The organism is Shewanella indica (assembly GCF_002836975.1).
Classification (GTDB): Bacteria; Pseudomonadota; Gammaproteobacteria; order Enterobacterales; family Shewanellaceae; genus Shewanella; species Shewanella indica.
Genome location: NZ_NIJK01000054.1, coordinates 194,239 through 206,793 on the forward strand (window position 1 = coordinate 194,239; position 12,555 = coordinate 206,793).

The 12,555-nt window shown below is 52.6% G+C and carries 10 protein-coding genes and 2 tRNA genes; 8 read left to right on the plus strand and 4 right to left on the minus strand.

Annotated elements, in window-relative coordinates; all coding sequences use genetic code 11:
• Nucleotides 1–2: 2 nt before the first annotated feature.
• Genes cybH through hyaA form a run of 3 tightly spaced genes read right to left on the minus strand, consistent with a single transcriptional unit; the run spans nucleotide 3 to nucleotide 3,530 of the window.
• Complete coding sequence (cybH, locus tag CX650_RS19835) at nucleotides 3–674, minus strand: Ni/Fe-hydrogenase, b-type cytochrome subunit (RefSeq protein WP_028779964.1); 672 nt, start codon at nucleotides 672–674, stop codon at nucleotides 3–5.
• Between the two features lie 12 nt (nucleotides 675–686).
• A complete protein-coding gene (hyaB, locus tag CX650_RS19840) occupies nucleotides 687–2,390 on the minus strand; it encodes a nickel-dependent hydrogenase large subunit (RefSeq protein ID WP_039035910.1) in 1,704 nt (567 codons plus the stop codon).
• A gap of 3 nt (nucleotides 2,391–2,393) precedes the next feature.
• Entirely contained in the window at nucleotides 2,394–3,530 is a 1,137-nt protein-coding gene (hyaA, locus tag CX650_RS19845) for a nickel-dependent hydrogenase small subunit (protein WP_039035909.1), read from the minus strand.
• 321 nt (nucleotides 3,531–3,851) lie between these two features.
• Here hyaA and CX650_RS19850 point away from each other — a divergent pair, with 321 nt between their 5' ends.
• The 6 genes from CX650_RS19850 (at nucleotide 3,852) to CX650_RS19875 (ending at nucleotide 9,119) form a co-directional block, all read left to right on the plus strand.
• Complete coding sequence (locus CX650_RS19850; RefSeq protein ID WP_101096809.1) at nucleotides 3,852–4,349, plus strand: TlpA disulfide reductase family protein; 498 nt, start codon at nucleotides 3,852–3,854, stop codon at nucleotides 4,347–4,349.
• Between the two features lie 3 nt (nucleotides 4,350–4,352).
• Nucleotides 4,353–4,577 carry a DUF4266 domain-containing protein gene (locus CX650_RS19855; protein WP_101096810.1) on the plus strand — a complete coding sequence of 75 codons (225 nt, stop codon included), beginning with the start codon at nucleotides 4,353–4,355 and terminating at the stop codon, nucleotides 4,575–4,577.
• Entirely contained in the window at nucleotides 4,568–5,917 is a 1,350-nt protein-coding gene (locus CX650_RS19860; RefSeq protein ID WP_101096811.1) for a DUF3570 domain-containing protein, read from the plus strand. The genes CX650_RS19855 and CX650_RS19860 overlap by 10 nt, the downstream gene beginning before the upstream one ends.
• A gap of 57 nt (nucleotides 5,918–5,974) precedes the next feature.
• On the plus strand, nucleotides 5,975–6,907 hold the full coding sequence (locus CX650_RS19865) for an FAD:protein FMN transferase (RefSeq protein WP_229800127.1): 933 nt from the start codon (nucleotides 5,975–5,977) through the stop codon (nucleotides 6,905–6,907).
• A gap of 164 nt (nucleotides 6,908–7,071) precedes the next feature.
• The gene (locus CX650_RS19870) at nucleotides 7,072–7,731 is read left to right on the plus strand and encodes a response regulator (RefSeq protein ID WP_039035905.1); all 660 of its coding nucleotides are present in this window, start codon (nucleotides 7,072–7,074) and stop codon (nucleotides 7,729–7,731) included.
• Nucleotides 7,728–9,119: an ATP-binding protein gene (locus tag CX650_RS19875; RefSeq protein WP_101096812.1), complete on the plus strand. Its 1,392-nt coding sequence runs from the start codon at nucleotides 7,728–7,730 to the stop codon at nucleotides 9,117–9,119. Before CX650_RS19870 ends, CX650_RS19875 begins: the two co-directional genes overlap by 4 nt.
• An 87-nt stretch (nucleotides 9,120–9,206) precedes the next feature.
• Here CX650_RS19875 and CX650_RS19880 read toward each other — a convergent pair whose 3' ends face one another.
• A complete protein-coding gene (locus CX650_RS19880; RefSeq protein ID WP_083399903.1) occupies nucleotides 9,207–11,156 on the minus strand; it encodes a TonB-dependent receptor plug domain-containing protein in 1,950 nt (649 codons plus the stop codon).
• Between the two features lie 383 nt (nucleotides 11,157–11,539).
• Between CX650_RS19880 and CX650_RS19885 the strand changes: the two genes are divergently transcribed.
• A tRNA-Ser gene (locus CX650_RS19885) sits at nucleotides 11,540–11,627 on the plus strand.
• 621 nt (nucleotides 11,628–12,248) lie between these two features.
• A tRNA-Ser gene (locus CX650_RS19890) sits at nucleotides 12,249–12,339 on the plus strand.
• Nucleotides 12,340–12,555 lie beyond the last annotated feature (216 nt).

Below are 12,555 nucleotides of genomic sequence, written 5' to 3' on the forward strand. Positions count from 1 at the left end.
CTCTAGTGCTTGTCCGGGTGATAGTCATAACCCGAGACAATAGAGTCCACTGAGTTATGTTTGAAGCGGATACCTGTCCAGACTGCCATATAAACGTGGATAACCACGAAGATGACAAAGGCCCAGGTCAGATAGTGGTGCCAGATCCTGACCATAGCCAGACCACCCATCTGCGCCGTGATCCAGCCGGAGATATCCCACAGCCAGCCGCCCATACCTTGATGGTAGACGTTGGCATAGAGTACCAGGCCGGTAATACAGATCACCGCAGCCATTACAGACACTGCCAGATAGGTCATAAACTGCAGTGGGCCATAGACACCGGCCTTGTTCAGCTTACCCATCCACAGATAGGACTTGAGCTGAACTATCCAACTCTTCACGCTCATCACATCCCGAAACGAGCGCCGCTCAATATCGCTCTTACTGAAGAAGAACAGATAAGCTCGGGCCAGGGTAATGGCACAGAGGATAAAGCCGAAGATCAGGTGGGCAAAGCGGATCCAGCCTTGCACCAACACATCACTGGACTCGGGCGCCACCAGAAATGGCCAGGCGATATAAAAGCCTGTCACTACCAGTACCAAAATGGCCAGCGCTCTGAGCCAGTGAAATATCCGGATCGCGGCGCTGAATACTATCTCCTGTTTATAGGAAACACTCGATGTAGCCATGACGCTTCCTCCTTAGCGGGCATTGGGATCGATACGGAATTCGCCCAAAGACTGCCCCTTGTAATCCATCACGTGTACGGCGCAGGCCATACAGGGATCGAAAGAGTGAATAATGCGGATCACTTCCAGTGGCTTGGTGGGGTCTTCGAGCTTTAAGCCTATCAGTGATGCCTCATAAGGTCCCATCTGTCCGTTGGCGTCTACGGGGCCTGCGTTCCAGGTGGTGGGCACCACGGCCTGATAGTTTTCCACCAGTCCCCCTTTGATGCGGATCCAGTGACTGAGCATACCGCGAGGTGCTTCGAGCATGGCGTGGCCGACATATTCCTTGTTACTGTCAAGTTCAGGCTTGATATAAGTGCTGTCGTCACTCTGGATATTGGTCAGCAGGGCATCGAAGGTGCGCAATCCCTCTTTGGCCACAATCGAGGTTTGCAACATGCGCGCTGCGGTGCGGCCAAGGGTGGTGAACAGGGCCTCAATCGGCAAGCCGGTACGTTGCAGCAAACCATTGACGGCATCGACCACCACTTGATTGCCTCTGGCATAGTTCACCAGCATACAGGCAAGTGGGCCCACTTCCACAGGTTCACCCTGGTAGCGAGGCGATTTCACCCAACTGTATTTGTTGTCGCCATCCAGGGTTGGCAGTTTGCCGTAAACCGTATCGCGCTCAACAAAGCCGGTGTAATCCGGAATTGTGGTGCCATCGTAAGGGTGTTGCGGCTTATCGGCCTTATACCAGGCGTGGGTGACGTCTTCGGCAATCAGATCCGGGTTGATATCGCTGACACCGGCCAGGTCGCCCTTGAGGATAACCCCTTGCTCAAACAGATATTCACCATCAGCAGTGACAAAGTCGTTGGTGGCCATAAAGCTCTTGATGTTAACGCCGCCCAGTACCGAGGCTTCGCCGCCGAAGGCTTCGGCCGCCATTACGATATCGGCCTTGTAACCACGTTCAATAAAGTCGGCCACAATGGCATGTTTTTGTTTCCATTCCTGCAATCTTGCCGGGCTCAACATGTCACGCACTGAGGTGACACCGCCAACCACCAGAGACTGAGGGTGAGGCTGCTTGCCGCCGAAAATCGCCATCATCTCTGCCGCGACTCGTTGTACTTCCAATGCCTTAAGGTAGTGCGACAGGGCGATCAGGTTCTGCTCTGGGGTGAATTTATAGGTGCCGTTACCCCAATAGGCATTGGCGAAAGGTCCAAGCTTACCGGTTTCAACAAAGCCCTTGACTCTCTCCTGAACGGCTTTGAGCTCGCCTTCACCGGCAGCAATCGGCTTGTCAGTGTATTTGAGTGCCACCTGGGCCGCCTTGGCGGGATCGGCACTGAGGGCTGAAACCACATCGACCCAGTCCAAACCATGCAGATGATAGAAATGCACTATATGGTCGTGCATGATCAGCGAAGTATGCATCAAGGAGCGAAGATAGCGGGCGTTGAGCGGAATTTTCATCCCGAGGGCATTTTCCACCGCTTCGGTGCCGCAGCGATAGTGGGAATAGGTACACACCCCGCAGATCCGCTGCACGATAAGGCCCACATCCATAGGCGTACGGCCCTTGAGGATCACCTCAATCCCGCGCCACAGGGTGGAGGAGGACCAGGCTTTTTGTACCACGTTGTTTTCATCGACTTCCACCTCAACACGCAGATGGCCTTCGATACGGGTAATGGGATCTATGACTACACGTTGGTTCATTGATTAATCCTCCTTCGAACCGGCAAACAGACTGGCAACCGCATGGGCGCCGATACCCACCACAGTGGCACCGAGAATGACAGCGCCTATGGTATCGGCGGTGGCATCCAGGCCATGCAGCAGTTGTCTGCCAAGAGGTTTTTCAAAGTCAGCCATATCATCCCAGAAATTGGGCTCAGAGCAGCCCATGCAGCCATGACCGGCCAGCACAGGCCAACTGGTATGGTGATTGAAGCGCTCGGTCGGGCAGTTGTTGTAGGTGTAAGGACCCTTACAGCCTACCTTGTAGAGACAGTAACCTTCTTTGGCGCCGGTATCACCGAATTCCTCGACAAATTCACCGGCGTCGAAACGGCCGCGGCGTTCGCAATTGTCGTGCACCCTGGCACCATAGGCCCACTTGGGCCGATTGAACATGTCCAGGGCAGGGAGCTTGCCGAACATGATGAAGTACATCAGGGTGCCGACAATATTCTTTTCACTCGGTGGGCAGCCACCCAGGTTAATGACCGTTTTGTTGACCACTTCATGGACACCCTTGGCACCGGTTGGGTTGGGCGCGGCGGCCTGAACCCCACCGAAGGCGGCGCAAGTACCCACGGAAATTATCGCAGCAGCGCCTTCGGCGGCATGCTTGACAATTTCGAGCCCGGTGTGGCCTTTACAACCGACCGTTAAGAAGGCGCCGTTGTTGGCCGTTGGCACGGCCCCTTCAACCGCCAGCAGGTAGTTGCCTTTGTAGGCTTCCAAGGCGTGTTCCAGATTCTCTTCTGCTTGCCAGCCGGCGGCAGCCATCAGGGTCTCGTGGTATTCCAGTGAGATATGATCGAAGATCAACGAATCCAGATTCGGGGTATCGGCGCGCACCAAGGATTCGGAGCAACCAGTGCACTCCGCCAGGTGTAACCAGATCAGAGGTACCCGATCGGCCAGTTCAGCGGCTTCGGCCACCAGATTGGAGAAGGGCAATGGCAGCGCCATCATGGCGGTAACCGAAGCACTCCACTTCATGAAATCACGGCGGGTCAGGCCGAGTTCCAGCATACGTTCCTGTAAAGATTTGTCCTGACGGGCAGGCAGCTGGCGCAACTTCTCCAGCCGTTGCCGTCCTTGCTCGTAAAGGGCTGCATGTGTGTCCATGGTTGAACCTTTTATTTATAAGAATGTAATAGCTTTTAACTCACACAAATCACGCCTATGAGTGTAGGTCGCAACAGAATGATTAAAGTTGATGTGCGTCAAGATTTCTGCCGGGGTGTGATTTTTGATAAGTTTACTTTTTAATTACATGATCGGGATCAAAATGGTACGACAAGGGATTGGACAAATTGTCCAACTATCCCTTTTGAGGCATTTGAGATTTGTTATTTGCCAAACTTAAAATCCTTATCTATCCGTTTTATAGCTATTTTTCAAAAACTGGAAATTGTGGGCTGCCAGTGAATCGAGAGGGTTCGACCTATGTGCGTCAAAAAGTTGCTGTCACTGCTACTTGTGATACTTTTGTTGGTCTTTTGTGGTCAAGGGCATGCTAAACCGTTACAGTCCCCACTGGCACTGGCGTTAAGCCGTGATGATGGTACTCAAGTCAGCCTCAATGACTACAAGGGTAAGGTGATTTATCTGGACTTTTGGGCCTCGTGGTGTGCGCCATGTCGCAAATCGTTCCCCTGGATGCAGCAGATGCATCACAAATACCGAGAGACGGATCTCGCCATAATCGCGGTGAATCTGGACACTGACTCTCAATTAGGTAGAGAGTTTCTCCAGCAACTGGATGCCGACTTTGATGTGCTTTATGACCCAGAAGGGCGGCTGGCACGCAGGCTGGACTTGCAGGGGATGCCCTCAAGTTTTCTATTTGACCGGAATGGAAAACTGCTCGGTAGCCATGTTGGTTTTTTCACCGAGCGACAAAGCCAGTATGAGGCTGAACTCAAGCGTGCGTTAAAGGAGTAACAGATGCGTAGGATTCGTTTATTGGGCTTATCGCTTATTGTCACTCTTGGGTTGACAGCTTGTGCTCAACTCGGGGTTGAACCTTGGGAGCGGGATCAGTTGGCGAGGGAGGATATGTCGCTGGCGCACGAAAGGCTGGACTTGGCACTGGACGATCATATCTACTTCAGCAAAGAGGGAGCCAGTGGTGGCCGCGCATTCGCCGGAGGAGGCTGCGGATGCAATTGAAGCGGCAAAAGGGCGAAACCAATATTGCCGCAGCTCTGACACTGGCCAGCAGCTCACTGCTTGCCAGTGTTGCGACGTATGCCGGAGATGATAACCTCAGCTATCCGGATAACAGTGCCGACAAGGCTACCGATTGGCAGTTGGAAGCCGCATTGATGTTTTATGGCGAGCAGGACAGGGTGACAACTCTTGAGGGAGTTCTGCTGGCTAAAGGCGAATTTGATGACAGCAGTGGCCTGGATATCAAACTGGTGTTCGATAGCCTGAGCGGCGCATCGGCCACGGGCGCCGTGGTGCAGCAACAGAGCCAAACCCTGACCCGGCCTTCGGGCAACGGCGAATATCAGATAGCCGCCGGTGAGCAGGTGTTGGATGACAGCTTTGATGATAAGCGACTGCAACTGAGTGCCGATTGGTATAAGTTCTTTGAAAATAACTGGCAGCTGGCAGGCGGCTTTTATGGCTCACGGGAATATGATTACACTTCGCTCGGGGTCAATGGCGCGCTGGAGCATAGCTTCAACAAGAACAACAGTACCGCGTCCCTGGCGTTGGCTTACGGCCTGGATACCATAGATCCGGTCGGCGGCCGACCTTTGCCGCTTGCAACCATGGCAAGAAGAGTGGATTACGACTCGGAAACGGCCTTCAGGCAAGCCTTTGAGGCAAGTCGAGAAGGCGGCTCGGATCATAAGCAAACCCTGGACCTGCTGCTGGGTTTTGCCCAGGTGCTCAACCGTCGCTGGCTGTTGCAGGGCAACTATGGGTTTTCCCTGGTTAAGGGGTACCAGACAGACCCCTACAAGGTGCTGAGCCTGGTGGACAATCTGGGTGTCACCCAGAGTTACCTTTATGAATCCAGGCCAGACTCACGGCAAAAGCAAAGCCTGTTTTTGCTGCTCAAGGGGGCGCTTGATAGGGGCGTGCTGGATCTTTCCTGGCGCTACACTTTCGATGATTGGCAGCTGGATTCTCATACGCTGGAGAGCCACTTCAGGCACTATTTCTCTGATGGCTTCTATGGTCAGTTGCACCTGCGTTATTACCGCCAGAGTGCGGCATCCTTTTATCGGCCCTTGTTGCTCCGCAATGAGGGCTCAATGCCCGGCTATTCAGCTGAATTCGCCAGCGCAGACCACCGCCTTGGTGAGCTGCAAGCCTATACGGTCGGAGTTAAGCTCGGACATAAGCTCAGCGAGGGTCGCGAGCTCAGCTACCGCCTGGAATATTATCAGCAGCAGGGTGAAAACAACGGCACCTTACTGCCCGGTGAGCTTGGTAATATGCAGCTGTTTCCAAGACTCAGGGCAGTGATTGCCCAGCTCAGCTACCGTTTTTAGTTAATAGACAGTAGAGGAAAGCTGCCTTTGACTAAGAGCCACACCTCAGCGCCAGAGATGAACCTTAGCCGTACCGACTTTGGTTTTCGTGGCCGTTTTCGCTCGATGGCTAGCCCCTGTGAGTTACTGATTGCAAGCGATGACGAGCGTTTGGCGCTTAGCCTCACTCAAGCTGCCATTAAGGAATGCCAAAGGCTTGAGCAGAAATACAGCCGCTTTTTAGCGGGCAACTGGCTATGGCAGCTCAATCATTCAGCCGGAGCGCCTGTTATACTGGACAGCGAGGCGGCGGCGTTGCTGCAGTTTGCCAAACGCTGCTGGCAACTGAGTGAGGGCTTATTTGATATCACCGCCGGCCCTCTGCTCGCGCTCTGGTGTTTTGAAAAGGGAAAGGGTTCAGAAACTTCACTGCCGGGTTCGACTGATATCAAAAAAGCCTTGTCCCGGGTTGGCTTTCAACACCTCAAGTTCAGTTCCCATTTTGATGACAGTGCTGAAGATAAAAGCCCCCGAGAAATAGCTGAGCCGCCCTGGATCATGCTGCCAGAGGCAATGCAGTTGGACTTCGGCGGCCTGGTAAAAGAATATGCCACCGATAGGGTTGCCGGGCTGTGTATGACCCGGGCCGCAACCACCGAGGTGCTGGTTAATCTCGGTGGTGATATCGCCGTCAGTGGTAACAGATGTTGGCAGGTGGGGATTGAAGATCCCGCCAATCTTGACCGGGCAGCGGAGCTGATGTCGCTCGATGTGGGCGCATTGGCCACCAGTGGCGACAGTCGCCGCTTTATCGAACATCAGGGGCATCGTTATGGTCATATTCTGGATCCTCGCAGCGGTTATCCTGTACAGGACGCGCCCCATAGCGTGACGGTAAAGGCCGCGAGCTGCATCACAGCCGGCATGTTGGCGACCCTTGCCATGTTAAAAGGCGCGGCGGCAGAAGACTTTCTCAAGGTGCAGCAACTGGAGTATCGCGTCATCAGATAACCTCTTCAATGAGTTGCGATTGCCGAAATCAGCAGTCTTCTCTTTGACTATTTGTAATTATGCTGCCATTTGAGTTTTTTCGGGCCGCTTGATTCTTGCCTTCAGCTTGACACAGGCGCGGCGCTGCTGCGAAATAGGGGCAACCTAAACCGGATGTTATACCCATGAGAATATTGCTGATAGAAGACAATGAGTTGTTGGCTCAGGGAATCTTGCTTAGTCTTGCCAAGTTGGATATGCAAGTAGATCACGTCACCAGTATCAAACAAGCAGAGGCGGCAGTGGTGAATGAAACCTTTAGCGCCATAGTGCTGGATCTGGGCTTGCCTGACGGTAACGGCCGTCAATTATTGACCCAATGGCGCCGCCGCGGCATAGACACCCCGACTATAGTGCTGACCGCCAACACCGACTTTGATACCAAGCTTGCCTGCCTGGATCTCGGCGCCGATGATTACCTGGCCAAACCCTTCGATGTACGCGAGCTGGTGGCCAGAATTAAGGCGATCGTCAGGCGGCAACACGGTCTTAATCAAAACCGTTTGGAAGTGGGGGCACTGGTTATTGATATGGATGCCCACCAGGTGCTGTTTCGCGGTCATCATATTCAGGTGTCGCGGCGCGAATATCAATTGCTGCTTGAACTGGCTCAGTCCAGTGGCCGGGTGCTCAGCCGTAATCAGCTTGAGCAGCTGACCTATGGCTGGGATGAGGTCGGTAGTAACTCCATCGAGGTGCATATTCACCATTTACGTAAAAAAACCGCCAATGAGCTTATCAAGACAGTACGTGGCATAGGCTATACCTTGGTGGCAGTAGAATGAGCCGGGTATCTTTGCGGGTGGTGATGATGGCATTGATGCTGCTTGGCATCTGTTTGTCGGTTGGTGTCAGCAGTTACCTCAACACCCAGGATTCTCGCCGTCAGATAGAAGAGCTGTTCGATGCTCAGATGCTGCAAAGTGCCAAGATGCTGGAGATGTTTTATGGCGCTCAGGGGCAAGAGCATCAGCTGGATATGCTTGAAAAACCGCTGATTTTGAGCGTCAACCCGGGCAAGGCCAACACTTTTACCGAGCAGGCTGATGCCACTGAGCTGAGTTATGAGTTGAAGCTTGCCTATCAGATGTGGACCCCGGCCAAACAGTTGATGGCGCGTTCTGATAACAGTGACATTGAGCCCATGGCGCCGTTCGAGCGCGGTTATCACAGACACTATTATCAGGGCGAGTTGTGGCATCTGTTCAGTTATTTCTCTGACGATCTGGGCGTGTGGATCATTACCGGCCAAAGGGATGATGTGCGTGGCGAGCTGGTGGAGCAGATCATGGGCAACAGTTTTATTGGTCCGGCCTTGGTGGTGCCGGCAGTGGCGTTGCTGATGGTGTTTCTCTCTTATTGGTTGTTGCAACCTCTGGACAGTTTGGCCGTCAGGCTTAAGCACCGAAGCCCTGCGGATATGCGGCCGCTGGCGTTGCAACTACCCAAAGAGTTAGTGCCGGTGCAAGATGCGCTCAATACCTATATTACCCGCATTAGTGATAATTTAGCGCGAGAGCGGCGTTTCAGCGCCGATGCGGCGCATGAGCTAAAGACCCCGCTGGCGGTCATTAAACTGCACCGTCAGGCCTGGCAACAGGCCAAGACAGAGGCCGAGCAGCAGCTGCACCTTAATGCCATAGACACAGGTATTGGTCAGATGACCCATATGGTAGAGCAGCTGTTGTTACTGTCTCGGGTGGAATCCCTGTCCGAGCTGGAAGTGGCACAAACGCCGGTGGCGGTAATGGTGCAGGAGGTGCTGGATCAATTGCTGCCGCTGATTGCCGATTACAGTTGGCAGCTGGAATTGCCGGAAGAGGTGTGTGTCAGGGTCGATCCCTTCTATATGAAACTGGTGCTGAAAAACCTGCTGGAAAATGCCTGCAAGTATTCGGGCAAAGATCAGCCGATCAAAGTCAGTTGCTGGCAAGAGGGTCGCCAAGACAGCAAACAAGTGGTTATTCAGGTATTGGATTCAGGGCCTGGGCTGCCATTGGAGCAGTGTCGGCAGTTGACTGAGCGCTTTTTCCGGTTCGCCGATGAGTCGGTATCCGGTGCAGGTCTGGGCTTGTCTATCAGTGCTCAAATCGTCGAGCTGCATAAAGGTAAGTTGAGTATTCAACCGGGCATTGAACGTGGCTTGGATGTAAGGATCATCTTGCCGGTTTGAGTTAGTCGGGCAAAGACAAGTAAAAAGCCGAGCAGAAATAAAAGCCGCAGCCTCCAATGGGGTTGCGGCTTTTAAATAAGGCAACTTTCAGAACAGATAACGATAGATTACTTGCGCCGTTCGCGGAGCGCCCAGAGTGGCAATAGGGTACTCGGCCTTGTGGCCATGTTTGAAAATAGCGCTGGTGTTGTCCTCATCAAACAGATTATCTATCCGCAGCGTTAACTGCTGGTTTTGGCTGGCGGTCAACCACCAGTCGGCGCCTATGCCTGTCAGCAGATAGTCGCCGGCCTTGAGCCCATAATCGGTAAATTCACCCACATAACGTCCCTGAAGATAAACATTCAGTGAATCAGTGGCATCCCAACTGAGGCGGGCAAAGCCCATGTATTGCGGGATCCGCTCTATCTGCTGATCTTTGCCGCGCTCGCGGGCACGGTTATAACTGCCGGATAACTCAAGTTGCCAGCCCTGGGCGGGGTTCATGATGTATTGAATATCCAGCCCCTGAGCCCGAACCTTGCCATCCAGGTTGGCGTACTGCCAAACATTGGTAGCAATTTCCCGTTTGTCCACCAGGTTGTCGGTTTCACGCCAGTAGGCCTCGACACTGAAAGTAAAGTCGCCTTGATAAACCAGTGTCAAATTGGTGTTGATACTCTCTTCACTCTCAAGATCAGGGTTGCCCAGGGTGCCGACCTTGGCCCATAGCTCAGATGAAGTGGGTTGCCGAAAACCATTGCCCACGGCGGCTTTCAGTTGCCAGTTTTGCCCAAGCTCCTGCTCAAGTCCCAGTGACGCCACCCATTTGTCTTCATTGTTGGCTAGGCGGTTATACCTGAGCCCCAACGCCAGCACTGTGCCTGGCAGAGCGGAAAAATTCGGCTTGTATTGCAAAAAGGCGGCTTTGGTATCGTCGGTGGGCGCTTGCAGCTCCATCACTTCATCGGCGCCATAATAGCTTTGCCACTCTACGCCGCCGAGCCAGTTGTCACCCGAATCTGCCCGGTAACGACCGCTGACCTTGGCGCCCTTGTCGGTAAAACCCCAGTAGGCATCCCGGTAAGGGATGGTCATGCTGCCATCCGGCTCCAGGGTGATTTCAGAGTAATAGGAGTCCCAGTTTTGATAGTGAAGCCGGGTTTCAAGGCTCAGCTTATCCGTTGCTTGATATTGCCAGCCGAGCCAGGCCAGAGTCTGTTTGCGCTCGTTTTCCGAGACGATGGCGCTGTAGGCCAGAGGCCGCTCTAGTACGCCATTATTGTATTGGCCGAACAGGGTGATTTTGTGCTCGGCAGCGGGTTGCCAATTGAGCTTACCGCCTATGTTCATCATGCGATAACCCCGGTCTTTATCTTCCGCGGCTACCGGCGAGTATTCGTCATCTTCCCAGAATGCGTAACCGTCAGATTGACTGGAGCTGCCGCTGAGGCTGTAGCTTAAGGTATCGCTGCCGCCACTGACATAAGCACCGAGATCATAACTGGTGAGAGTGTCGGCGCTTAAGTTAACTTCGCCGCCTTGCTCGCCATGACTGTCGCGGGTGATGATATTGACCACTCCGGCAATGGCATCCGAGCCGTAGATCAAACCCTGAGCGCCTTTGATCACCTCAATGCGCTCTATCATCATGGGGTTGATACTGTCGGTATAGGTGGAGCCATAGAGGCGGTTATTGAGGCGATTGCCGTCCAATAGCCAGAGTATATCCACAGGACGACTGCCCTGAAGCGAGTAGTCGGTATCCGTATGGCGGCCATTACGGCCGTTGGCAAATAGCCCGGGCACAAACTGGTTGAGGATTTCATTGATATCCACCGCACCAGCCGACACTATCATGTCGCGGCTGATAACCGTCAGACTCTGACCGGTATGGCTTAGAGCCAACACAGAATCATCCTGATAGCGGGTGCCGTTGACGGCGATGATCTCCATCGCTTCGTCGGCCTGGCCGGTAGGCACCAGCAGTATATAAGCGGCAATAGCGTAAAAGGGCAGCCAAGGCTGTGTTCGTTTTAAAGAGTAACTTCTACACATCTCAATCGTCCTTAAAAAGACTGTGTGATAATTCAGGCAACCGTTAATCGGGTTAACTTTGTGTTGCCGCGCATTCAAAAGGTGTGATTTGTATGAGTGCGCCGAGTTACATCGCTTATTAACACGGTGACGATTATAGAAACTCAACCAAGTGATTTGTTGATGGAGATCAAATTCCAGACAAGGAGTATGAAAAATATTATATTCGTAATACTGATATGGACTTCGACGTATGCTGATGAGGAGGCTTTAAGGCGATGACACTGAAGCAACTTGTTGCGGCTAAAAACCAAGCGAACGAATGAGAATGCGCGATAAAAGATTGACCCGGTCTGCCTACTTCTCTATAGTAGCGCCCCGTTGAGACTCAAGAGTCCAACTATGGTGAGGTGTCCGAGTGGCTGAAGGAGCACGCCTGGAAAGTGTGTATACGGCAACGTATCGAGGGTTCGAATCCCTCCTTCACCGCCAGATTTAAAAAACCCGACCTTATGGTCGGGTTTTTGCTTTTCTAAGCACAGTCTTTCGAATGATTGTGAGTGGTTCAGCCAGCACTGTCAGCTTTTGGCGCCTGGAGGGGATAAAGGCTGGTACAAACATAGGCGGTGTCTATGATTGAATCTAGGCCAGACGCCACGACAGACTTGTACAAGATTTGCACAAGGTCAGGCAGGTTATTCCCGTCGAACTCAGCCCCTTCCTTGAGGGTAAATTAGAGCCTCAAGATCAAGCCCCCCAGAAGTAAGACTCAAAGGTTCTCTAGCTATTAACGAGTTCGAGAATCTGATAGTTCAAGCGCTTAAGGCCATAGCCATGCCAATGATGTCGATGTAATGACTGGGTAAGTTTCGGATTAGCACAAGATACAGCCGAAACAGAAAGGTATTACGAGGCTTCGGAGGTAGGGGCATGAACTGAATTTCATCAGAGCGGCAAAACTGGGAACTCCATATCGTCAGTATATTTCCAAGGGCTTGCAAGGCTGGAATGTTCAACTAAAAGCCGCTTTGACTAACGAATAAGCAATTGGAACGAAATGATTTATTAAAGGTTTACACGCCTTTATGTTAGATATATTATTCGCCTCGTTCCGGAGGGGTGGCAGAGTGGTTGAATGCACCGGTCTTGAAAACCGGCATGGGTTTATAGCCCATCCAGGGTTCAAATCCCTGCTCCTCCGCCATCTTCAGAGAGGCCCGCTTGTGCAAACAGGCGGGCTTTTTCGTATCTGAGTTTTGATGATTGTTATTCGTTTGGTGTTGTTTGGGGGATTTCCGGGGATTGCTGGGTTTATAGCGCCGTCATGCNCTTCAGAGAGGCCCGCTTGTGCAAACAGGCGGGCTTTTTCGTATCTGAGTTTTGATGATTGTTATTCGTTTGGTGTTGTTTGGGGGATTTC